The following is a 23,499-nucleotide window of genomic DNA, read 5'->3' on the forward strand; positions in this document are numbered from 1 at the left end:
AAAAAAAACTCGGTGCACCGAACACTCTCAACGCAGTCGTGCTTGCCGTCAGGCAGAATCTGATCTGACGTCAACATGCGATTTTATTTTGTCTAAAAAGCCAGACCTTTCAGCCAAAATTGACCTTAGGTCTTTATTAACCATTTGCGTGAGGGCAGAAGGCGAACGTCCCTTGATCCTCCGAGCCAAGTCCATGCCCCAACCGAACAAGATCAGGTCTTCATCGCCTCCGGAGGACTCCATCCGCAGGCGTGCCAAAGCCTTCCAACGGGTCGAGCGGGGTGGCCGGGTCGGTTGGCTCTACGAATGGAACACGGGTGCCATCGACATCATCTTTCCGCCCGAGGACTTCACATTTGAGCGCAGCAAGGCGCAGCACCTGCAAGTGCGGCCTGTTATCAGCGATTGATCTGATCTCAAACTGACGTTATGTTTCTATAGTCAGCGCGCTATCTATAGAAACGTAAGATGAAGCGATCCATCATCAGACTTGCTGCGGGCGCAGCCACAGCAAGCTTTCTGGCAGCCCCTGTCGATGCCTATCCGATCGACTGCGCGATCCTATTGTGCATGGCGGGCGGCTTCCCCGCCTCGGCCGAATGCTCCGCGGCCAAGGCCGAAGTCATCCGACGGATCACGCCTTGGCCCATCGAGCCGCCCTTGCAGCTCTGGCGCTGCCCGATGAGCAATGGGGTCGGCTTGGTCGGCGCGCCTGATGGAGGCGCGGGCACTGTTCCCCCGGAGGTTGCCGCTTATCGCGATGCCATCGAACTCTGGTCGCTTTCGAAGTACGTGACCACGGGAAGCGGCGGCAGAGACATCTATGTCAACATCAGCCGCTCCAGCTACAGCCCGTCAGGCACCTTCGTGAGGCGACCGGCCAGTGAAAATGACTTGCCCGCCTGGCTCGACACAGAAATCCGCGAACACACCGGCAGCCCCTTGATGAACGAGTATGGTCCGGGGTTCAGAAGCATCGTGTTCCGGATGCAGGACTACACCGGCGCCTATTCGACCGAATGGATCAGTTGGTGACGCGTCCGCCGATGCTTGCACAAAGAATTGCCGCTAAGCCCCTGCTGGCGTAGGCTATCCGGCAAAATACCCGAAACGGGAGGGACGAGCAGAATCAGACAGACCACCAGCCCATAAAGGAAACCCCCCGCGCGGGGGTCCGCACGAGGGGGCTTGGGTTGATTAACACAGGTTTGGCGACCTGAATTAGCAGCTAGATTTCACCTGCTATAGTTAGCTTCCCACTCCCGAAAATCAAGAGCAAAAAACGCATCTGTGCGAACGGGTGTGGCTTTGCTGCGGGCACCGCGCTTCTTGAGATCGAGGAGCAGATGACACAATCCAACGCCGCACGGACCGCGACCCGATGCACCCCCCGGACCTATCCCGCCTTGCCGCCAGGCTGGCAGCGCGATCCTTATGTCCATCTTGTCGAGCGGGTTGCGCCGAATCTTGGCGTCGGCCGCGCGGCAGCCCACACATGGGCCAGGCTGGCGACAATGACCCGGCCGGGCGAATGGACGGCCGAGGATCGCGAACCTTTCGTCTATGCCGCCGCGTCCGAGCTGGCGAAGATCCTGGGGCTGTCCGAATCCCGGTTGCGTTGTCACACCGCCGACCTGGAGCGTGCAGGTCTGATTGAGCGCCGCACGGCGGCGAACGGCAGTCGTTCCCTTCATGCCGGTACGGGGCTGTATTTCAGCGGCGCCATCGCCCGGCTGCCGGAGTTGGTCGAACTGGACCAGCATCTGACCGCCGAACGGCGCCGGGCGATGCATCTCCGCGGTCAGCGCAGCACCCATCGGCGTTGTCTCCGCGAAGTTCTGGACGCTTTACGCCAAATTGCCCCCTACGATCCGCGCACTGTCGCCATTGCCGATGCCTTTGAAGGCTGGCCCCGGGCCGACCGGCTGCACGGCATGACCATGGACGAGCTGATCGCGCATGAGGTCGAAGCCGACGCCCTGTGTAGAAATGCCCTCGACCTTCTCGAAAACCTTGACGAATCAAGCGATCAACCGCCCGAAAACGAGCGGTCCTATATACAAGATACAACACAAGATCCTTCCGTATCCTGTAACGCCAGCGTGGATGAATGGGACGCGGGCAAGCCCGCGCACACCAGTTCCTTTAGTCCGGCGCCTGACGGCGCCGGAAAGAACGCCAAGAAAAAGCGTGAAGGTGGCGAGGGCGCCGTCAAGAGCGAATGGATCACAAAGCTCGGCCCGGAGCGGCTTTTCCGCCTCGCATCACCCGAAATGCAGCTCTATCTGTCCGGCAGGGCCAGCCCCGACCGGCTGCGGTTCCATGATTTCATCTGGACGGCCGAGCGACGCTTGCCGGAGCTTGGCATCCATCCCTCGGCATGGCGCGAGGCGTGCGAACTGATGGGACCGGATCGGGCCACCATTGCCATGCTGATCCTAGACGCCCGGCGCAGCAATGCCGACACGCCGATCTTCAGTGCCGGCGGCTATCTGCGCGGCATGACCCGCGCCTGGCAGGACGGACAGCTCAACCTGATGGGCAGCCTGATCGGTCTCAGCGAGCGCCAGCGGCAGGAGCATGCACCATGAAGATTCTTGCCCTCATGCTTCTGTTGGCCGGTTCCAACGGCGCGTTTGGGCAGGCGCCGATCTGCATTCCGCCCGAGGAACCCTGGGTGCCGGTCAATGACGCAGATTTTCGGGAATACGCTGATCTGATCGCAGCAGATTTCGAGCATTATTTTCAGGAGCTGACACACCATTTTCAATGTCTCGAACAAGCCTGGCAGGACGGGATCGAGCGTGGGCGCGCAGCCGGCGAACGCCACGCAGCCTTTGTAGCACGCACCAAGGCGCTCGGCTTGGGCGACAGCCTGGGGGTCGATCCCGGAATGGGGTCAAAAGAGCCGGAATAATCCATGTTCTGCGTGATCAAAATTTCCAAACGGGCAGCAGGCACTCGTAAGATCTCGCGCCGATGCAGAGAATTGTTGCTTTATCGGGAGTTCCGGGCAGGTCTTTGCCATGCCATGATCCTCGCAGCCTGCCCACGTCATGAAAAAGATCACCATGCCAGCATCGCCTGCACCCTTTGGATTGGACCAACGGCGCCCGGCCATGTCCTTCGGTCTGATGCTGGCCGCCCTGACCTTGCTGATCGGGACGGGATGCACCACCGTTGTGCCTTCCACCGGCCCCACGAAGGCCGTAGTCCCCGCCGATCTTCGCGTGATCGACGGCGATACTCTGTCCTGGCGAGGCGAGCGGGTGCGGCTTGTTGGGTTCGACACCCCGGAGATCTTCTCGCCCCGTTGCGCCAGTGAGGAGCACAAAGGCCAAGCCGCCAAGCGGATGCTTGCGGGCATGATCGCGCGCGCCCGATCCGCCGATCTGGCCATCCACCCTGAGCGCGACCGCTATGGACGGATTCTGGCCACCCTGTCCTTGGACGGCACGGACGTGAGCCGTTCCCTCGTGGCAGCGGGCTTGGCACGGCCCTATCTTTCCGGTCGGCGGCAGGGATGGTGCGGCGTCTAACCATCACGCGGACAGGCCGGACCCTGCCCGGAGGGACGTTGTTGCTGACGGAGGATTAAAGGTGACGGCAGGGGTGATCCTGCCGCCAAGCCTTTGACTTACAGGATCCATCACCAATCAATCGTCTCGGGCCAAAGGTGCCGGTCGAGGTGATCCGACCAGCGAGTGGGAGGCTATCTGGACACATCACCTGTCTGGCCCATCCACGGATGACAGGATAGCCGATCAGGACGCATCGGGCAAACGGCATCATTCCCGATAGGCAGCGTTCTGGCCTCGGCCAGTGGTCATTGGGACCGTTTTTTCATCGCGAAACTCACGCACGCTTGACGCACCCCCCGTCATCTGCGCTATGCCTGATGTTCATCCTTCGTTCCGGTATGCGCCATGCTTCTCACCCTGCGACCCGTCCCCGTGACCTTGGTGCCTCGTGACATGCCTTTGGCTGCCATCTGTGTGCCGGCCGGTTTTCCCTCGCCTGCCGCCGACGACCTGGAGGACACGGTCGATCCGTTCAACTGGGTCATTCGCCACGAACACGCGACCTTCTGGTGGCGCGTCTCCGGCAGCAGTCTGGAGGCTGAGGGCATCCTCGACGGGGACCTGATCGCGGTGGACCGGGCCGGCCGGCGGCGCAGCGGTCGCATCGTTCTAGCCCTCGTCGATGGGCAGATCACCGTGAAGAAGCTCGCCAAGCGCGACGGCCAGTGGTTCCTGGACCCACGCGCCCGCAGCGATGGCTACCAGACCATCCCTGTGACCGAAACCACCGAGATATGGGGCGTGGTGGCAGGCGTCGTGCGCCGCCTGCCTGTCGAATAGGGCTATGCTTGAGGCGTCTGACAAGCCGATAGCCCTGATCGACTGCAACAACTTCTATGTATCCTGCGAGCGGCTTTTCGACACATCGCTGCACGGTATCCCCGTGATCGTGCTGTCCAACAATGACGGCTGCGCTGTTGCGAGGTCTGACGAGGCGAAGGCGCTCGGGATCAAGATGGGGGCGCCGGCCTTCAAGATGCGCGACTTCATGCAGCGGCATGGCGTGAAGGCGCTGTCGTCCAACTACACGCTCTACGGGGATCTTTCCGCGCGCGTGACACAAGTTCTGAATGGCTACTCGCCGCGCCTGGACGTGTATTCCATTGATGAGACCTTTGTGGACCTGTCGGGCTTTGGCGACCGGATGGAGGAACACGCGGCCCGGATGCGTCGGGCGGTCCACACCCAGGTGGGTATCCCGACCTGCGTCGGCATCGCGCCCACCAAGACCCTCGCCAAACTGGCGAACTACACCGCCAAGAAGAACCCGATCTTCGGGGGCGTCTGCAATCTGATGAACCCCCAGGTCCGGGACTATGTGATGGACCGCATTCCTATCGGGGAGATATGGGGCGTCGGCCCGGCGACCGAGGCCAAGCTGATCGCCCAGGGCGTCAGGACCGCGGCCGCGCTGCGTGACCTGCCGATGGCGCTGTCCCGCAAGATCGGCACGGTTGTTCTTGAACGGCTGGTGGCGGAGCTGCGCGGCATCGCCTGCATCGACTTCGAGGACGTGCCGCCGCAGAGAAAGGGCATGGCCGTGACCCGATCCTCGGGCACGCCCATGACGACCTTCGACGTGCTGGCGCAGGCCGTCACCGCTCATGCCACCCGCGCGGCCGAGAAGCTGCGCCAGCATGGCCTTGTCGCCGGAACGCTGACCGTGTTTTTCCACACCAACCCGCACAAGCCCGACCGCGCGCAGCACTCCGCCTCGCGCAGCGTGCGGCTGCGGCCCATGTCCAACCACACCTTTGACCTAGTGGACGCCGCCGTGTCAGCCGCGCGCCGAGGCTGGCGCGGCGATCCGTCTGGCAACGGCTGCGGTTATACCAAGGGAGGGGTCATCCTCGATGATCTGCTGCCCGAGGCCGACCGGCCAGCCCTGCTGTTTCCACCCGCCCGGCCGCGCGACGCACGCCTGACGGACGCGCTCGATGCGATCAACGACCGCTTCGGCAAAAAGACGATGGTGCTGGCCCGCGAGGGCTTCGCCGGTGAATGGCGCCTGCGCGCCGATCACCGCTCGCCCCGCTACACCACCCGGATCAGCGAACTGCCGACCGTGAAGGTCTAGGCGGTGCCACCTTTCCTTACTGGATCAGCACCATGTCCTCGATCTCGAACGGGCCGCTCGAAAAGATGCGGTTTCGCGACTCGTTCCAGAATGCCTTCAAGAACACGCCATCCTGCTCTCGGAAAGACCAGAACACCTTCCGGTATTCGCGATGAATGGAATTGATCTTGATGGCGTTGCTGTCGGATTGAAGCCGCCCTGTCTCCCCATCGTCCTTGATCTCCACAAGGGCGATGCAGTCCGGGGTCTTTCGCCCGCTGATGCCGACGGCGAAGTCGGGAAAGAACCGTTTCCCTGTCGGCAGGATCAGCCGCGTGGCCCAGGTCTCGTTTTCCGGGTTGCGCAGCCACCATTTGACCCGCCCCGTGTCGTCATTGTCCAGCATTTCGGCAAAGGCGCGTTCGGGGCTGTTGAACCGGCCAATGAAGGCGCCATAGGCACCCTTCCGCGCCTTCGGGGCATCCTTCGGCCCAAACTGCCCGGCGGGGATCGGTTCGTTGCTTTCGAGGCGGATATATGCGCTCTGCGCAGTGCGGACGGCTTCCTTCAGTGCCTGCGGCTTTCGCAGGATAGCAAGGTTAATGGTGCGGCGCAGATCGCGGGTCGTGGCGGCGATACCCTCCTTTTGGCACAACCGCGCCAGCTCGGCCTCGATAGCCTCGCGGATGCGGCGCGGGTCGATACCGTCATTGAATTGAAGGTGCATCTGGGCCTGTTCGGCAATCCGGGCCGCCGACATTCTGACGCTGAGGTTGCGCTGATCGGTCTGACCCGCATTGAACAGGTCACGCATCGACAGCTCGGCATTGCTGTTCACGGCCAGCAGCATTGCGGTCATGGGCACCATGCGGCAGAACTCGCGGGCGATATTTGGGCAAAGATCGGCCTCGATGTCGAACAGATTTGGCAGTTCCTCGCGGATCAAGGCAGCCGGAAGGCCCAGATCGGTGCGCAAGGCATAGCGAACCTGATGGGCCTGCGGGGCAGCCTGCCGGGGCAGCACGCGCGGTGCCAGCACGTCCGGCAGATCGGGGAACAGGGGCGGCATGGAAGAGTCTGCAAATCCCCCGACCGCGTTCAGGGCGCTTTGCTGGCGCGCGGTCGATGCCGTGGCATAGTTCGGGTTCAGAAGCCCCATGGACATCTGCCGCTGCGCACGATCGGCCTCGGTTTCCCCTTCAACGGACCGAAAGGGCGGCGGCGGCAAGCGCGTTGCCCCATAGCTTTCGGCCGCGCGCGTATCGTTGCCCAAGACGGCCACGTCCAGCATGTCGGTCAGCACCGCGATGCCTTCGCGCACGGCCTTGAGGTCCGCGGCGGCTTCGTCCAGTCCGACCTGTGATTCAGGATCGGACAGGAACACATAGCCGCGGTCGAGCAGCGGCTCCTTTCCATGCAGCGGCCGCACCAGCGGATGCACCCGCATGATCCGGCCCACGATCTGCAAGCCGAAGTCGCGCCCCCGGCTCGGCCGCACCGATACCAGCGTCCAGGCGCGGGGCGCGTCGAAGCCAGTCGCGACCGCCAGCTTGAAGATCAGCACCTCGATCTCGGGATCATAGGCGAGCGTGTGAAAGGCCGGATCAGGCTCGCCCGACGTATGAACCGCAATCGCTTTTTCAGGCACGCCGATCTCGATCAGGCGCTCTTTCACCCGCGCGACCGGATCCTCCTTGCCGTCCTGCTGGTCCTCGACCTGCACCAGCATCAGCGGCGTGAGGCTGATTCCCTTTTCGGCCAGCTTGTCCTTGATGAAGGAATGCTGCGACCAGCCGGCCGTCAGTGTCGCCACTTCGGTGTCGATCAGGGCACGATCTTCTTCCCTGAAGCGCAGCACCCCGACCATGAGGCCTGCCTTGTTCAGCCCTGCCGTCACGACCGCATCGCGCGAGACAGTCACGCGGCTCCCCACCTTCAGCCCGACATCCTTCTCGAACCGCTCCAGCTTGGCATCGTTCGGCGTGGCCGTCGCCAAGATCGTATAGTCGGGCGACAGCACGTTCAGGAAAAATCCCGCCGTCGCCGCCGCGCTTGAGCCGAAGTTCAGGTGTGCCTCGTCGATGACCACGCCGATGCGAAAGCCTCTGTCGCGCAGCTCGGCGATCATGCTGTCCACGGATAGAGCCGCTTCCTTATCCGTGCGGACCTTGCGGCTTTCCTTTTTCACCACGGCGACCGAGGCCCAGGTCTGTACGAACACATCGCCGTCGCGCGCCGTGCCCGTTTCCCGGTCAGCATAGATGTCGCGCAGCCGCAGTCCCCCACATTGCGCAGCCAAAGCATCGCGCGTCTGCGTCACAAGCCCGGCGTAGGGCGCAAACCAGAACCATACCGTCTTGGCACTCAACTGGCCCCGGACAACTTCCAGCGTGCGACCTAGCATCAGGGTCTTGCCGGATCCGGTCGGCGCTTGCAGCAGGATTACCCCCAGCTCACGCCCAATCCGGGCGCGGTGCTGCGGTTCACGGTCGTGATAGGCAGATACGGTGTGCAGGGCATCGCGCATCGCATCGACGGAAGGTTGCTGATAGAGATTGTCCAGCGAAAGGCGGAAACCGGCATTGGTGTTCATTGCCGGAACCTCCCGACCAGTTCGTCTCGCACTGACCGCACGTCCAAGACCTCGCCAATTCCAGCGGTGATCTGCCCCGGTGCCCAAGAATAGACAAAGGCGTTCTCGCGCCGGTCAGCCACACCGCGCAGATGGTCGAGCAGAGCTGTTCCAACCCGATCCGCGAAGATCAGCGTCTGCTCGTCCGTCTTGTGTTCCTGCCAAGGCGCTTCAACATAGTTGGTCAGCGGCAGGCGATGCAGTGTTTCCAGGGCTGCCCAGACTTCGGTAGGGGCAAACTCATAGTCCAGATCCTCGAACTCGATTTCGCGGCAGCGCAGGTAGGCAAAGGAAGCGGAGAGGGCGGCAAACTTCTTGTCGTTCGATGCGTTCAAGCGGCGGATGCGTTCGGCCGTCACGTCGCGGCAAAGGTTCTTGCCAGGATTGTCCGTCGTGGCCTCAGTCGAGGACACCATGATAAAGCGCCGCTCCCCGCCATCCTCGGCGTTCAGTTCCATGACAGCCTGAGCTGTTGTGGCCGAGCCAGCGAAGAAATCCAGCACAGTATCGCCGGGGCCGGTGGACTGTCGGACCAACTCGCGGATCAGGGAGACGGGTTTAGCGTAGTCGAATGCTCGGGAGCCAAATATCGACTGAACGGTTTTTGAACCCTCTTGGTTCATGCCAGCAGCGATCACGTTAGCTTCTGGGTTTACTGCTTCCGCGTTTGCCCAACTAGACACAGGCTTTGTGTCTTGCTTCAAGTCTTTCAGAAACAGCTTGCGCCGAACGCTGCCAAGTCCGATCTTCTTTCCTACCCAGAAATCCAGATCGGGAATATCGCGTCTCAGAAATCGATGCGCTGTTTCCTCATCAATGGCTTGAAGCATTTCAGAGAGGCTATGAAATTCCTGAAATTCAGTGCGCTTCGTGAAGATAATTTGATTGCTTTCATACAGATCTTCAAATGTATCGCCCCGGGCCGATTTCATCGAGCGTTTTTGGAAGCTCCAGACACGATTGGGGTTGCACGGATACCAAAATTCCGTCTGAGGGTCCTGCACCGGAAAATAGCTATTTGGGCGATCTTTAAAGCTAGCATTTTTTTGTAGGGTGGTGCTGGACCAAGGTCCCCTAGGGTCGTTGTCGTCGTTTGAATATTTCCCAACATCAACTGGCGATCCGCCGAAGCGAAACGCTGACTTTCCATAGACCAAGACATGCTCATGGTCTTGGCTAAGATAGGCACCTTCGCCCTTTGTACCGGGACGAGTTTTCCAAACAAATGATCCAATTCGCATTCCCGGCAGTGCCTCATCCATCAGCAGTTCCAGCTTCGCCCGCTGATCGTCGTTGATCGAAACCAAGATCACGCCATCCTCTGCCAACAAATCGCGCGCTAGGGTCAGGCGGCGGAACAGGAATTCCAGCCAGGTTGAATGGAAATAGGTGTCCTCAGGATTGGCATAGTGGTCGTTGTAGACCCAATCCTTGGTCCCGGTGTTGTAAGGCGGGTCGATGTAGATGCACTTGATCTGCCCGGCCATCGTCATACGCAGCCAGCGCAGCGCGTCGTAGTTATCGCCCTCGATCACCATGTTGCGCCAAGGTGCCGCCTTGTCAGACAACTCTGGAACAAGCGTTGCAGACACGAAATTCGAATCTACGGCGTTGTCCGCTTCGATCTCATCTCGTTCCCAGACCAACCCCAACTTCTTGGTTCGGTCCCGCTTTTCCATCAGTGCAATCAACTGCTCGCGGGAAAGATCATCATACTTGCTCATGCGCTGTCCCATAGTTCTTGGGGCGCACCTACGCCCGGTCTTTATGTAAAAGCGATATACGGTCCCCGCTGGCGGCTCAATCGCCCGATCATCGCCGGTATCAGGCTTGATACGCCGCCTCCCTCGTGTCTGTCGGACAAGGGCTGTCGCCCTGGTCCACCCGCCCCGAGGGACCGCGCTCTAGGCTTCGGCCGGCTGCACCGGCCTGCGCCCCGAGCCTCGACCGCTTTCCCTCCTTTGAAGCTCTCCCCCGCAGCTTGTCTCGTCCTGAGCCAGCATCGCTCGCAACCGGCGTAGGAATATCGGCAAATTTCTCGTTAGCGGATTATCGTCACTTTTTTTATCTCACAAACATCGCCTGCTCGAAATAGAAGCCGATCCCTCCCATCTACAATTCCATCAAGCGGTGACACCTCATCCAAAGCGGTTCTCTCGTTGGCCCAAGCTGTTAGCGTCCTCGCGTAGCAATTGTGATCTGCATTGCAGAAGTGGAAGCAGAAATTATTTCCGAAATCTGGAAAAACGGCTAATTTAATGTCTCTTATTAGGCTTAATTCATACATTAGACGTTCGGGGTATCCGATCTGAATATCAAAGTCTTTATAGTTTGTCGCCACTTCACGCTGCTCGGCTACCCAAAGAGTTCTCGCATTATCGAATATGAATCCTTCTTGTCCTGCATGGAAAAGGTTAGTTTTAGCAATCAGCTCAATCTCCATCCCTCCTTGCTTACGAATTTTATCCAATTCTGAAAATGCCGCATTGTTCACAATTATTCAGATTTCCCAATCATAGAACAAAGCCAGACTATAGGCGGGGCGCGTCCCGTCAAGCCGGACCAGGCTCTAGTTCCAACCGCTGACGCGGCTTCCACCCGAGCCGCGTAGGCGCGTCTCGGCCCATGCGGGTAACGATCCTTCGCGCGGGATCTGTGGCACGGGCGCGAAACCGACCGACGCGCCGCCCCAAGCTGCTGATCCTGCTATTAGACTAGGAGAAGCCCGCGCGGTGCGCGGGCTGCGGTGATCCGTTTGCCGTTCCGGGGGATCGACGGGCCTATCGCCCGCTCACCCCCGCCCCGACGACCTTTTTGTTCATTGTGTCCGCCACGCATCCGCGTCCGGGCCGGTCAAGGGGCAGGCGCCGCGCGGTGCGCTTCGTCTCCCAGGCGGGCCGTGTCCTCGCCCGTTCCGGGCTGCGGGCCGCACCACCCCGCCTGTCCGACCCCGTGACAGTCCCGGCCGCGGCCGCGGGCAGGGCTGCGCCCTCCCCGCTCTGCTTTCCGAAAGGCATGGGCCTTTCAGAAATCAGATCAGGAAGGCTCGCCCATCGGCGGAAAGGGGCAAAAGACCCAACCGCCCCGTTGCAAGGAGATGCGCGATGAGCGCCACCACCATGGAAACCTATGTCTGCGGATATTGCGGCGCCGAGCAGTCGCGGGAAGTCACCCCCTGGACCTGCCCTCAATGCGGGCATTTCGGCCCGACGCGGGACTTCCCATCCCATGAGATCCTGCGGATCCGGCAGCAGAACGACAGCTTCCGCCAAGGCATCGTCATCGGCGGCTGTCCCTTCCCCGGCACCGTGGTCATCACCGCCGGGGTCCAGGACCGGGGCGAGGCCTTCGTGACCGGGGCCTGTCTTGCCGTAGCCTTCGATGAGGACTTCCACCAGGGCAACGATCCGGTCGGCGATCACAGCTTCGGCTTCGTCACCGTGCGGGGCGAACGGCTCTACTGGAAGATCGACTATTATGACGCGGCCCGTGAATATGGCTCCGATGATCCGAGCGATCCGGCCCGGACGCACCGCGTCCTGACCATCCTGTTCCCCTCCGAATACTGACCGGAACAGCCCGGCCCACGCCCCCGCGCGGGGCGGGGCAACCCAACCAGAAAAATCATCGCCGTTGCATCTAAAGGAAAACCCTCATGTCCAACGTGACCCCCTTCACCCGCGAAACGCGCACCATCGACACCCCCGCCGTCGAGAGCATCCCGCTGGCCGACCTCTATCTGTCCGATATGAACCCCCGGCAGGAGGCCGACCCTGAGGGCATCGCCCTTCTAGCCGACTCCATCGCCATGATCGGGCTGATCCAGCCCATTGCGGGCGTGCGCGACGAGATTGGCAAGATCGGGATTGTCGCCGGGGGCCGCCGCTGGCGCGCAATCAAGCTGGTGTTCGAGCGCGACCCTGCCCTTGCCGACATACGTCCTGACCTTGCCCGTGTTCCCGTCCGTCTGGCCCCCGACGAGGCCACTGCCCGCGCATGGGCCGCAGTCGAGAACACCGCCCGCGAGGACTTGCACCCTGCCGATGAAATCCGTGCCTTCGACCGGATGCGCGAGGGCGGCGCGGACGTGCCGACCATCGCCCGGACCTTCGGCATCACAGAGGCCCATGTCTATCGCCGCCTCGCCCTTGCCGCCTTGCCCGCGCCCGTTCTTGACGCGCTCAAAGCGGGCGAAATCACCCTTGGGGCGGCCAAGGCGTTCACCATTGCCGACGACGAGGCCCTTGCCCTGTCCGTTCTCGACCGCATCCGGGGCAATGAAGTCAGCGAACACCGGCTTAAACAAATATTGCAGCCCGAGGCGATCAACGCCGGAAGCGACCGCCGCGCCCGTTTTGTCGGGATCGACGCCTACCGCGCCGCTGGCGGCAGGATCAGCGCCGACCTGTTTGCCGACGCCACCCTGCTGCACGATACCGACCTGCTGGACCGGCTCTTTGCTGAGAAGCTGGAAGCGGAGGCCGATGTCAAGGAAGCTGAATGGGCGTGGATCGTGACGTTGGCTGAGTCTTATGTGCCTTATGGCACCGTCGAGAAAATGGCCCGCCTTTACCGTGTGGAGGGCGACCTGACCGAGGAACAGGCCGAACGCTATGACGAACTGGCGGAACTGGCCGAGGCCGAGGTTCTGGACGAGGACGGGCAAGCCGAACTGGAAGCCTTGCAGGCGATCCTTGACGGCGATTTCACCGATGAACAGCGCCGGTTCGGCGGCTGGTTCATGTGCGTCGCGCAGGATGGACAGATCAGGATGGACGGCCCCTATGTCCGCCCCGAGGACAGGACCGCCGCCATCGAGGCCGGGGTTCTGACCGGCCACGCCGCGCAGCCGATCGAGAGCGGCAAGGAAGATGCGCCCAAATCCCCCTATTCCGGAGCGCTTGTTGCGGACTTGCAGGCGATGCGGAGCGCCGCCGTGCAGGGCGCAATGCTCGACAAGCCGGAACTGGCGCTCGACCTTCTGGCCTACACCTTCGCGCAAGCGTGGGGCGGGCCGCTGGCCGTCCGCACAGACGAAACCCCAATCAAGCCCGCAACGGAAACCGGCTTTGCGCCCGATCCGCGCCTGCTTGGTGGAGCGCATGAAGGCGAGGGCGAGGACACCGCGTCCGAGGCCGACCCGTTCGATGCCTTCCGCGCCAAAGGTAAGAAGCACCGCAACGCCGTGCTGGCCTTGATCTTGGCTCGCAGCCTGAAATACAGCGACCGCGATCCGATTTTCGCCAGAGTCGAAGCCGAGACCAAGGCCCATGTCCGGCAGGTCTGGACGCCCACCGCCGAGAACTTCTTTTCCCGCGTCAGCGCCGGGTATCTGGACGCACTGCATCTGGACCTGACCGGCTGCAACCCGCAAGGCAACGGCTTCAAGGCATTCAAGAGCCAGAAAAAGCGCGAAAAGGCCGCAGGGATGGAACGGCTGTTCACCGACGCCGACTATCAGGCGGCATGGAAGATCGACGCCGAGAAGAAGGCCCGCATCAACGCATGGGTGCCCGATTGCTTCTGACCTGAACGGAAACGCGGGCGGCGCTGCCATGCCGCCCGCATCCCCTCTTTTTGATGGAGCCACCATCATGCCCGACTTCACCGCCCATCGTCACCCCATCCTTGCCGTTCGCTGCCCGACCTGCGGCAAGCCCCCCGGCCTTTGGTGCCGCCGTCCGAGCGGTCACAAGGCGAACAACCTTCACGCCGCCCGCCAGGCCGAGGCCGACCGCGTGTTCCTTGAGCAGCACGGCCCCACCGCCACGATCATCCATGCCGCCTCCGGCTGGCTGATCGACCCGCAGGGCCGGGCGCGGGATTGACGAGCCAGGACTTTCCTTTTTGCATCCTGCACCCAAATCATGGGCAATCCCCTTCATAAAGAGGCCGTGCAAATGACTGCCCACGATAAACTTCGCCTGCGATCTCTTCTTGATGACATGTTTCTCAAACGCGACTGCTGCGAAAAGGAGAACGCTTGGCTTCGCCGCCTCAGGGCAGAGAACGAGGAAGAAATGACGTTAATTCGGGAGAAAAAGCTCTTGGTCCGCAAAGCAAGAGATGAGGCGCTGTATCCTTGAAACCCTTTCCTTCATGCAACGGAGGATCAACTGGCCTCGCGTCAAGCGGGGCCATTTTTCTGGCATGGTCCGGTAGTCCCGCCCGGTCAGGAGCTGCGCCCCCGCCCGGCCAGGACATTGCGCTTCGCGCGGAACCGCTGCGCGGTCGATCAGTCCAGCGACTGCTATCCGGACCTTCCGGCCGTTCGCTGCATGTGCATCGTGAGGAACCTTGGCCTGGATGTCGTCAACGCGAAGGGCGGGGAGCGGACCTTCGGGGTGCGGCACGACAGCCCCAGCAACTTTTATGAAGCAGCCATACAGGCGGCCTATCGCAGGAATTTCGCTACTACAGCCGATAGGGAGCTTTCAAACGATAGCACATGACTATCAGGCATTTTTGCGGGGTATGCTTACACCATCAAGTGCAACAAACCATTCACAAGTATTCAGAATATCTTTCTTTTGCCTTTTGGAAAAGTCTCTGCTTGGATCTGGATGTGACCATACTTCGGCGTGGTACGGGTTAGCAGGTGCGTCGCCGTCCTTCTCGAGGGGGTGGTATCCCACCAAGAGACCAGCCGACCTAGCCACGCCCGCACTGAATTGCACCGAAGCAACGTATTTCGGACACGTTACAAATTCCCTCACATCGATATTGGCGATCTCCATCAATTGCATTGCATCGACCGACATACCGTAGGGCGCGGTGGAGGAGGATGAGATGGCTTTTGTCGAGAGCCGCTGACCACCGTTCCCATCCGGGACTACATGTTCAGCCGGGTTGATGCGCCGAATAAGCACGTCCCTATCAACTATATCTGCATCATTGTAAGCGATAACCGGCATAGAGAATATTACCCAGCAGCCTCAACTGCTGGGACACGTGCCTTCATTTCATTGAGCCAAAAACTAACGATGGTAAAGTCGGTGTCGAGTTCCAGTTCTTCATCTTGACCGGTAATATCGTCATTGCGATATGCCATGACTTTGTTCGGCGCCAAGATGTCCAGTTCGATATCGAACTGGTTTTGATGCCACTCGATCTGAAGCGTTCCGTCGCTTCCCGGCACCAGAGAGGGAAGCGGCAAGCCATCGGTGTACAGCCGTTCCAGAACCTGAGCAGCGAAATTCGCACAAGCGAAAGACACTGGCTGCCCTCGGTAACCATCCCATCCACGCGGCAAACTGCAGAGATGTTCAAATCGCTTGCGCAACCCCTCGTTCCAAGCCGATCTTAGTCCAGGGATACGAACGCGATTAGAAACAAAGGCACCCTGAACTACGCTGCCAAGCTGTCGCCGCTGCTGCGCAAAGTCACGCGCTTCGTATGAAGGTGTCTGGAAGGCGGCTGCGCTCATTTCTTTCTTCCCCAAATCGCATGGGCCTCAGGAGTGGTCAACTCACAAAACTTCGAGACAATATTTTCTCTCGCAAAGTCTATAAACCTGAAACTGTCTTCAATAGTCGTACCCGCAGGCTTTCCACGGACAGTCAGATTGAATCGCGCAAGCTTGCTGCCATCCTGCCCATTAAAACTTTGAAGTTCGTAGAACGCTCGGGCAACCGGCTTGCCCGCAACATCTTGTAGAATCTCTACAAGATTGGTGGCATAGCCTTCAAGATTCAACCTGCCTGCCTGCAGGAATGAAAAAGTTTTTCCGACGTCAGAAAATGCCTTCTCCAGTACGCTGTTGATGTACGCTGCCTCAGCTTGCGTAATCTGCAGGCCCTTGCCGAAAGTCTTAAGAAAGAAATCATCCAGAAGCTTGACCGACTGCCTGAACGACCCGGCGATCTGTTCGTACCGAGGATAGGGTTGCTCAGTGATGCCGTTCGGGCGTTTGCGCCAGTTCAGGAAGAGGCGATCTTCCTGGATTTGAACCAGATGGCTCTCGTCTTCCGACAGGAACCAGAGCCTACCCCTCAGCGGAGGAGGTCCAAAATTGAAGTTTATGCCGGGGGCTGCGTTGCCCCCAAAGATCTCGAACTGTGGCTCGAGCCTGGGCACTTCCATGACCTTCGGGAACTCTGCACGGTACAGTTCCCATATCTGCCCAGCAAAGATAGACGTGTAGGCAGCGGGGGACTCGAATTGGATGCCCAGCACGACCTCGTCCACAGGTGGATCTTGGAAGTCAGGGAGCGTTGCCATGGGTAATCTGACAGTCCAATAAAGTTGATTCGTCAAGTTGTAACCCCTCGCAAGCTTGCGGACCAGATGTTACATTCCTCATGAAGCACAATGATTTATGATGTTTTACTGCAGAGTGCGGTGATCCGCCGATTTGTGCAACGGGTATATCTGCTTCGCTGTGCTTCCAGAACCGGGCGGGTGGGGTCAAGTTGACGCGCTCGGTGCTGATCTGGTCGAGCACGGCAGGCTTCGAGTTCACATCGATCAATATCCGTTGCATATCCAGAGCCCCTTCAGCCCGCATGGTGCAAGATACGGTCAATGGCAAGGCAGTACCTCCCAGGGTAGATTCCGAGATACGACCAGCCTGTTGTCTGCCCCTCGTCACTCGCCCTGTTCACGCAAAGCTTCATGAAGCCGCCCCGGTCCTATCAGTGCTGCCTTCAGCCTGTTCTGAATCGCCCGAGATTTCAGCGCCTGTCACCAAAAATGTTCGACCAACTGAGAAACTGCCGCCTTTGCGATGCTAGTTGATCCTTGGAAGTCGGAGTGGCTGGACATATCCCGCTGTGGCTGCCGAGCGAGCAAAATCGGGACCGGTACCGATGCTGCAGCCGCGACCGACTACTTGGTCCGGCATATCAACAATCCTGCCGAAAAGTCTGCCACAGCGCCGGTCGAGCGGCTGCCTCGGTGAATGCCGCATCACAGCATTAAGCGAGGCCGACCGTCCGCTATGGGCCGAGTGCTCACGCTGCAGCCGCAGTCGCTGCGACTTGCACGAATGACGGCTGAGGGCTCAAACCAACCTCCCGGCTTTCCTCAATCTGGGGCCAAGTCAGTCACCGGCAATGCCCGGTAAAGCGTGGCTGGATGGCAGTTTACGAGTGCCGCTGCCTGACGCACCGACTTGCCCTTGCCGATCAGGTCCGCCGCCAGTTGTCACTTTCAGAAGACGATTGCACGTATTGTCAGAAGTGCTTAGCACTTGGACATCTACCGCGGCCCTTGGCGTTAGGCGCATCCCATTTCGGATCAGCAGATAGGCTGAGAGGCGCAGATCAGGCTTCCGGATTTTGCGGTTCCCGGCGATTTGGTGGAGTAAGTTCCTGTGCCACGGGTTGCCGGGTTGCTGGCAGAAACCTGTAGACTGACGAGCGCGCGATCCCGAGCCGCTTTGCGATGGCGGTGGGGCTGAGCCGTTCCTCGAAGTGCAGGCGGCGCACCTCGGCGGGGTTAATCTTAGGTCTACGGCCCTTGTAGACGCCCCGCACCTTGGCGGCGGCGATCCCTTCCATCTGCCGCTCGCGGCGCAGGTTGGTCTCGAACTCGGCGAAGACTCCCAGCATGTCGAAGAAGGCCTTGCCGGCGGCGGTCGAGGTGTCCACCGGCTGTTCGGTGGCCTTCAGGGTGACGCCCTTTGCCTTCAGCTCATGCACGATGTCCTGCAGGTCCTTCAGCGAGCGCGCCAGCCGGTCGATGCGGGTGATGACCAGCGTATCGCCTGCGCGCAGGAACTGGAGCAGGATGTCCAACTCGGCCCGGCCTTCGCGTCGGGTGCCGGTTTTCTTCTCGGACCGGATCACCTGACAGCCGGCGAAGCGCAGCGCTGTTTCTTGCAGCGCGAGATCTTGGTCGGTCGTAGATACCCGGGCGTAGCCGTAAAGGGTCATAAGGGGCCGTTCTGTCCTGTTGAGGTCTAGACCCGCTCAGGCTACTGTCCGAAATTTCGTATAACAACCCTATTTGGACAAGCCCCGGTGTCCGATGCACCTGTCCTCTTAGGGTATGCCCTAATATGACGACGCTTCTGATAGTGAGCGTGAGATATTGCCAAGCTCATTGATTTGCGCGTTCAGTTCCGAGCGGAACAGGGAGTCCATGAGAACCGAGCCGGGGACAAGCCATATCCCGCCATACACCCATCCGCGCCTTTCATGAGGAAGCGCGGATCCCGCAACGGACACGGCGCGACGAACGCAGCCGGGATCATGTCGAGACCAGATCATCACGCCTTGCGGCGGAACACCTTCCGTCAGGGAAGACGAAAACCTTGACAGGTTTATAGGCCGGGTTCACCCTGATCCTGAGTTGTGCGTTTCAGGGGTGATGGCCATGTTCAGGTACGATCCGCCAGGCAATATCGACGATCTCGCGGGGCGCCCGACCCGTAAGGATTTCCTCGAGGCCTGGGACCGGTGGATCGGACGCTTGATCAAGGAGGAGATCGACGCATTGGGCATGCTGGGCAAGCCGGACCCTTCCTATCCCGATGACTATGTCGACGACTATGTCCCGCATCCCCTGTTTTTCAGCGAGGCGGACCATCCGGCCCAGAATACCGGCATTCCGGTGTTCTGGAATGCCTTCCCGCTTTCAGTCTTGCGAGCGTATGGAAGCGACCGCGAAGGGAGCTGGAGACATCTGGACAAGCTGCGGTCACATGAGATCTACAGCCCGAACAAGGAAACCCGTGTCCGCACGGCCTTCCGCCCCCAGGACGAGTATTGCGAATGGCATTGGTATAAGGACGGCCCGAAAGGTCCGCGCATCGTGTTCACCGCGGAGGGCCCCGAATATTGGGTCAAGCTCGCCCATTATGACATGGACCGTGTCGTGGAACTCTACCAGGAACGGGTGTCGCCTGACGTGCGCCGGGAGGATTTGCTCCTGGAGACCGAGTTGCGCTACGTGACCGGTCTTCTGGAACCGGGTACTTACAACCCGTTCAATATTTGGAACACCGAACGAGGCGTCATGCACCTGACGCAAAGAGCCAACACCCTTGGGGCGGAGATCAATCTGGCGGCGCGCGCCACGGTTCTGCGCAGGGACGCCTCCGGCAAGAGAATCACTGACTCGAGGCGTTTGATCTGTTCTTCGGGTTATGGCGATCCGAACCGGAGCAGCGATCCCAATATCGGCTACAACGTGAACATGGCCGCAGTGCCGCCCGGGGCGACCAAGCCCATGTCGATCACCTTGGCGAACCCGGTCGGGCTCTACATGGACGACATCGATCCACGGCTGACTGACGACAAAGGCGAGCCACTTATCGGCTGGTTCCAGTTCGTGCGCGGCCATCGAGGCAAGGGCCTAATGGCCGTCCTTGAACCCCCTGACGGGGACAAGCGCACCTTGGAGGACGTTCGTGTCGATGGAGAGAAGCTCGTCAGCGGCGCACAGGTCGCGGGGCTGATCCAGATGGTCCTCTATGCCGCAACGGCCGACCTTGGCGCGCCGATGCCTCCGATGGACAAGCCGGTCTATCGCGCCTGCGTCAAAAAGGGCACGGATCTGACCAATCTCAAGAACGAGAACATAGATGAGCTTCCCAGGGTGGAACAAACCTGCGAGGCGGTGAGTTTGGACGAGGCGTTTCCTGAACTCTTCGAACGGCCGGCACCTCTCGTCGCCGAAGGAGGGGCGGCGCGCTCCACCCGTAATGCCTGACGAGCCGCGTCTTGATACGGGCGACATCCAGGGAAACGTCATTCCCGGTTTCAGGCGGCGGTTCCAGACCCTTGTCTACTACAGTGCCGGCTCCGAGGGGATCCTCCGGGCCGCGCTGTCGGTCCTTGCACCGCAGCTGACAGCTGCCCCGCCGGTTCTCCGACACCGCGACGCCCGCAAGGCGGCGCTGGAACGCGGCGAGCCGGAACCCGATCTGCCGGACTTGTGGGTCAACATCGCGCTGGGCGCTGCCGCCCTCGACCGCCTCGACGAGGAAAACGTTCGGTCGCTGGATCCTGGCTTCAGTGTCGGGATGCAACCGTCGCGGACGGGAGATCACTGGAAACCGGTCGAGGATGACGGGGATCCCAATCCGTGGCATCCAGAGAACTGGGTAGTGGGAAAGCCATCGGCGCCTCTGGATCTTCTGGTGATCCTGGCGTTCGATGACTGGGGTGCCACCCATGGTGATGCCCTGCTGCTCGAACTGCGCAACACCGGCGTGGTCGAGCTTCATCGGGACCAGGGCCTGCGGCTTCCTCGCGACATCGAGCATTTCGGCTTCGTCGACGGGATCTCCGAGATCGGCGTCCGTGGCGAGTTCGAGGTCGATGGGGTGGTCCGCCCGGTGACTACGCGCCACGGCGTGCCGCCGCGGAACGGCTTCGAATACGGCCGCCCGGGCCAGCCGCTCGGATGGCCGGGCCAGTTCCTCGTGGGTGTCGAGACCGGGGCCACCACGGTGGACAAGGCTCCGCCACGCTACCGTAATTCCTCCTTCCTGGTGTTCCGCAGGCTGAGCCAAGATGTCAGGGCCTTCGACGAGGATACGGCCGAGGTCGCCGAGGAACTCGGGCTGCCTGCCGATCGGTTCCGCGCTCTGGTCGTCGGGCGCTGGCCTTCCGGCGCGGCACTCATGCGTCATCAGGCCGAACCGGACAAGGCGGATGGGATTTTGGCCGAGAACTACTTCACGTTCGGCGAGGATGCCCCCGATCTCGCCTTGTCGGAAGGGCTGGTGACAGGAGCGAAGGCGGATCCACAACCCATATTGGGTGTCACGTGCCCGGCCTTTGCCCATATTCGCAAGGTCAATCCAAGGGATCTTCCCACCGATATCGGCAATCCTGGCGACACTCTCGGCTTTCAGATGCTCAGGAGAGGGATTCCCTTCGGACCGATATACGATCGCACGAACCCGGATAATCCGGAAAACGGCGCGGAGCGCGGGCTCCTGTTTCTTGCCTATCAACGCTCGCCGTCACTCCAGTTCGAAAAGTTGAACACCGCCTGGATGAATATCCCGAGCGGACCGACGCGCGGGGGACACGATCTTCTTGTGGGTCAGAATGTCGACAAGAAGAGCGCCATCGGCGCTTATCTCGAAAAGGTCGCCGAACTGTATGAAACGCCGGATCCGTCATCGAAAAAGCCGATCGCAATTCGGCGGCATTGGGTAAGGCCCTCGGGAGGGGCGTATCTCTTCGCCCCTTCCATCCGCCTGGCCGCCGATCTCGCGAGAATGCCTTCGCCCGCCGTGAGGTTCGAGACGATTGCCGGGAGGTTGCAGGACATCAGGCTGCCGCCGGATTTCCTCGGCGTCGAACCCGGCGAATGGATGGACGCCTCTCTCCCTTCCGGTCCGACACGCCCCGCGACCCCGCCGCGTCATGACGGGGAAACATCGCTGCGTCGGGAATCCGGGCGGGACGAGGTCATGGAAGCGGACTGGCCGGAGACCGCGCTCCTGCCGGCCGCCGCGCAGGCGCTCGGGGGATCGGTGCTGGAAGACCTCGATCTATCCGGAAAGCATTTCCCGACTGAGACGCTCGCGGCGCCCGAGGCAGCGGCGCTTGCGGAATACCCTGGATTGCGGCGCCTCAAGCTCGACGGCACCGCACTGCGCGGGGCCGCCCTGGCGCGCCTCGTGCGGTCCCTACCGCGTCTGCGCCGGCTGGACTGCGCGGGACTGGACCTCGATGATGCGGACATCGCGACGCTTGCGGAGGCCGAGACCCGTCTCGAGGAGATCACGCTCGGGCTCGCGCCGCGGCGGGACGGACACCGCTTCGCCTCCACCCGCCTGACCGCCGCCGTCCTGGACTCGCTCGGTCGCATGTCCGGCCTGCGCGCGCTGTCGCTGCGGGGTCTCCCGGTCGGCGACGAGGACGTGACGGCGACGGCGTTCTGGAGCCGCCTGGCGAAGCTCGATCTGTCGGAAACGGGGGTGTCGGACGCGGGACTGGCGCATGTCGCCTCCCTGGCCCGGTTAGATGAACTCGACGCGGCGTGGACGCGGGTCGGCGACGCTGGCGCGGAGGCTCTCCTGACCCGATCGCTCGCGGGCCTTGATCTGTCGCACACCCGCCTGTCCCAAGGCGCCCTGGAGCGGACGGATCCGTCCCGCCTAGAGCGCCTCGCGCTGGCGGGCCTGAGGCTCGACGATAGCCTTTCAGACTGGCTCCGGCGCGCCGCGCGCCTCCGGAACGTCGATCTGTCCTTCAATCCTGTCTCGAATGGCGTGGCGGCAGCCCTGGGATCGCTTGGCGGACTGCGGTGCGCCCGTCTTGCCGCCACCGGCCTCGAGCCGGGCGATGTCGCGGCCGTGCTCGCGGCTCCGCTCGAGGAGCTTGACGTGTCTGGCGTGGCGCTCGATGCGGCCGACCGCCGGGCGATCGCGGAGGCGAAGGGATTGTCGCGAGCGTCGTTCGGCGTCGGATCCGACTGGTCCGGGCTGGAGGCCATGACAGCCGACGCCTTCGTGGTCGGCCGCGAGCCGCAGGCGGGCGATGTTCCCGAGACCCTCGGAAGCTTCAGGCTGACCGATCCGGCCAGCCAGGCGTTCCTGGATCGGCTTGGCCGGTTGAAGCATCTCGAGACGTTGAGGCTCACGGCCGCCCAACCGGGCATCCGGCTCCAGAACGGCTTCGAGCGTCTGCGGACCTTCACCGGGATGGGGATCGGGCTGGACGATGAGGCGGCGGCCGATCTTGCCGGACTTCCCTCGATCGCCGTTCTGGAAATCGACGGCAACCCGTTCGGCGACGGGTTTGCGCGAAACCTCGGCCCTATGATCGACACGCTGGAGCTGCGCCACACGCAGGTGGGAGACGGCGCGATGGAGGCCGTGGCGGCCTTGCCGCGGCTCCATTGCATCGACGTGCCGGGAACGCGGGTCACGCCCGGCGGCGTGGCGATGCTGGCTCGGCGGGCGTCGAACCTGCAATCGCTGGCGCTCGACGGAAGACAGGTCGACGCGGCCAGCGTGTCCGCGCTTGCCGAAGCGCGCCGCCTGACGGAGCTCTATCTTTGCGGCGAGGAGGTGACGAGCCAAACCATCGCGGCCCTGATGCCCCTCCGGCTGCGCGAACTGCGTCTCGAGGAAACCCGGGTGCGGGACGACGCAGTGCCCCATATCGCCGCGATCCGAGGCCTTCGGGTCCTGACGCTCGGGAACGAACTCAGCGAAGACGCGCTGGCCGCGTTGCGCTCGCTGCGCCCTTTCCTCGACATCCGCTTCCTGGGCGATCCGTCGAACAGTCTAGGGACGGGTCGGTAATGGCACAAGACCGCCT

Annotated in this window: 20 protein-coding genes; 13 read left to right on the plus strand and 7 right to left on the minus strand. The window is 61.5% G+C overall.

Translation table 11 applies throughout. The annotated features are described in order from the left end of the window. From GIY56_RS18595 to GIY56_RS15390, 7 genes are all read left to right on the plus strand, one after another. Nucleotides 1–409, plus strand: a 409-nt coding sequence (locus GIY56_RS18595) for a hypothetical protein (protein ID WP_230312563.1), incomplete at its 5' end; no start/stop codon positions are given. Nucleotides 410–468: 59 nt separating this feature from the next. Next, on the plus strand, nucleotides 469–1,035 hold the full coding sequence (locus GIY56_RS15365; protein WP_154765745.1) for a hypothetical protein: 567 nt from the start codon (nucleotides 469–471) through the stop codon (nucleotides 1,033–1,035). Between the two features lie 311 nt (nucleotides 1,036–1,346). Further along, nucleotides 1,347–2,591 carry a replication initiation protein RepC gene (repC, locus tag GIY56_RS15370; RefSeq protein WP_154765746.1) on the plus strand — a complete coding sequence of 415 codons (1,245 nt, stop codon included), beginning with the start codon at nucleotides 1,347–1,349 and terminating at the stop codon, nucleotides 2,589–2,591. Next, nucleotides 2,588–2,917, plus strand: coding sequence for a hypothetical protein (locus GIY56_RS15375; RefSeq protein WP_154765747.1), 330 nt, complete (start codon nucleotides 2,588–2,590; stop codon nucleotides 2,915–2,917). Before repC ends, GIY56_RS15375 begins: the two co-directional genes overlap by 4 nt. 139 nt (nucleotides 2,918–3,056) lie before the next feature. After that, a complete protein-coding gene (locus GIY56_RS15380) occupies nucleotides 3,057–3,539 on the plus strand; it encodes a thermonuclease family protein (RefSeq protein ID WP_154765748.1) in 483 nt (160 codons plus the stop codon). A gap of 387 nt (nucleotides 3,540–3,926) precedes the next feature. Further along, on the plus strand, nucleotides 3,927–4,361 hold the full coding sequence (locus GIY56_RS15385) for a LexA family protein (RefSeq protein ID WP_154765749.1): 435 nt from the start codon (nucleotides 3,927–3,929) through the stop codon (nucleotides 4,359–4,361). A gap of 4 nt (nucleotides 4,362–4,365) precedes the next feature. After that, complete coding sequence (locus GIY56_RS15390; protein ID WP_154765750.1) at nucleotides 4,366–5,658, plus strand: Y-family DNA polymerase; 1,293 nt, start codon at nucleotides 4,366–4,368, stop codon at nucleotides 5,656–5,658. Between the two features lie 16 nt (nucleotides 5,659–5,674). Here GIY56_RS15390 and GIY56_RS15395 read toward each other — a convergent pair whose 3' ends face one another. The 3 genes from GIY56_RS15395 to GIY56_RS15405 all read right to left on the minus strand — a co-directional run bounded on the left by GIY56_RS15395 (nucleotide 5,675) and on the right by GIY56_RS15405 (nucleotide 10,712). Further along, a complete protein-coding gene (locus tag GIY56_RS15395) occupies nucleotides 5,675–8,230 on the minus strand; it encodes a DEAD/DEAH box helicase (protein WP_154765751.1) in 2,556 nt (851 codons plus the stop codon). Next, nucleotides 8,227–9,993 (minus strand): site-specific DNA-methyltransferase, encoded by a 1,767-nt coding sequence (locus GIY56_RS15400; RefSeq protein ID WP_196053653.1) that lies wholly within the window; start codon nucleotides 9,991–9,993, stop codon nucleotides 8,227–8,229. The genes GIY56_RS15395 and GIY56_RS15400 overlap by 4 nt, the downstream gene beginning before the upstream one ends. A 317-nt stretch (nucleotides 9,994–10,310) precedes the next feature. Then, on the minus strand, nucleotides 10,311–10,712 hold the full coding sequence (locus GIY56_RS15405) for a hypothetical protein (RefSeq protein WP_154765753.1): 402 nt from the start codon (nucleotides 10,710–10,712) through the stop codon (nucleotides 10,311–10,313). 661 nt (nucleotides 10,713–11,373) lie between these two features. Between GIY56_RS15405 and GIY56_RS15410 the strand changes: the two genes are divergently transcribed. The 4 genes from GIY56_RS15410 (at nucleotide 11,374) to GIY56_RS15425 (ending at nucleotide 14,355) form a co-directional block, all read left to right on the plus strand. Next, nucleotides 11,374–11,838: a DUF3768 domain-containing protein gene (locus tag GIY56_RS15410; protein ID WP_154765754.1), complete on the plus strand. Its 465-nt coding sequence runs from the start codon at nucleotides 11,374–11,376 to the stop codon at nucleotides 11,836–11,838. Between the two features lie 86 nt (nucleotides 11,839–11,924). Beyond that, the gene (locus tag GIY56_RS15415) at nucleotides 11,925–13,796 is read left to right on the plus strand and encodes a ParB/RepB/Spo0J family partition protein (protein WP_154765755.1); all 1,872 of its coding nucleotides are present in this window, start codon (nucleotides 11,925–11,927) and stop codon (nucleotides 13,794–13,796) included. A 67-nt stretch (nucleotides 13,797–13,863) separates the two neighbouring features. Further along, a complete protein-coding gene (locus GIY56_RS15420; protein WP_154765756.1) occupies nucleotides 13,864–14,097 on the plus strand; it encodes a zinc finger domain-containing protein in 234 nt (77 codons plus the stop codon). Nucleotides 14,098–14,136: 39 nt separating this feature from the next. Continuing rightward, on the plus strand, nucleotides 14,137–14,355 hold the full coding sequence (locus GIY56_RS15425) for a hypothetical protein (RefSeq protein WP_154765757.1): 219 nt from the start codon (nucleotides 14,137–14,139) through the stop codon (nucleotides 14,353–14,355). Nucleotides 14,356–14,724: 369 nt separating this feature from the next. On the opposite strand, the gene GIY56_RS15430 is transcribed toward GIY56_RS15425, so the two are convergent. From GIY56_RS15430 to GIY56_RS15445, 4 genes are all read right to left on the minus strand, one after another. Further along, the gene (locus GIY56_RS15430; RefSeq protein ID WP_154765758.1) at nucleotides 14,725–15,183 is read right to left on the minus strand and encodes a hypothetical protein; all 459 of its coding nucleotides are present in this window, start codon (nucleotides 15,181–15,183) and stop codon (nucleotides 14,725–14,727) included. 8 nt (nucleotides 15,184–15,191) lie between these two features. After that, nucleotides 15,192–15,695: a hypothetical protein gene (locus tag GIY56_RS15435; protein ID WP_154765759.1), complete on the minus strand. Its 504-nt coding sequence runs from the start codon at nucleotides 15,693–15,695 to the stop codon at nucleotides 15,192–15,194. Further along, nucleotides 15,692–16,489 (minus strand): TIGR04255 family protein, encoded by a 798-nt coding sequence (locus tag GIY56_RS15440; RefSeq protein WP_154765760.1) that lies wholly within the window; start codon nucleotides 16,487–16,489, stop codon nucleotides 15,692–15,694. The genes GIY56_RS15435 and GIY56_RS15440 overlap by 4 nt, the downstream gene beginning before the upstream one ends. Nucleotides 16,490–17,532: 1,043 nt before the next feature. After that, a complete protein-coding gene (locus tag GIY56_RS15445; protein WP_154765761.1) occupies nucleotides 17,533–18,144 on the minus strand; it encodes a recombinase family protein in 612 nt (203 codons plus the stop codon). A 436-nt stretch (nucleotides 18,145–18,580) separates the two neighbouring features. Here GIY56_RS15445 and GIY56_RS15450 point away from each other — a divergent pair, with 436 nt between their 5' ends. Then, a complete protein-coding gene (locus GIY56_RS15450) occupies nucleotides 18,581–19,924 on the plus strand; it encodes a hypothetical protein (protein WP_154765762.1) in 1,344 nt (447 codons plus the stop codon). Beyond that, complete coding sequence (locus GIY56_RS15455; RefSeq protein WP_154765763.1) at nucleotides 19,917–23,483, plus strand: hypothetical protein; 3,567 nt, start codon at nucleotides 19,917–19,919, stop codon at nucleotides 23,481–23,483. Before GIY56_RS15450 ends, GIY56_RS15455 begins: the two co-directional genes overlap by 8 nt. Nucleotides 23,484–23,499: the final 16 nt, after the last annotated feature.

Source organism: Paracoccus lichenicola (genome assembly GCF_009708075.1).
GTDB lineage: Bacteria > Pseudomonadota > Alphaproteobacteria > Rhodobacterales > Rhodobacteraceae > Paracoccus > Paracoccus lichenicola.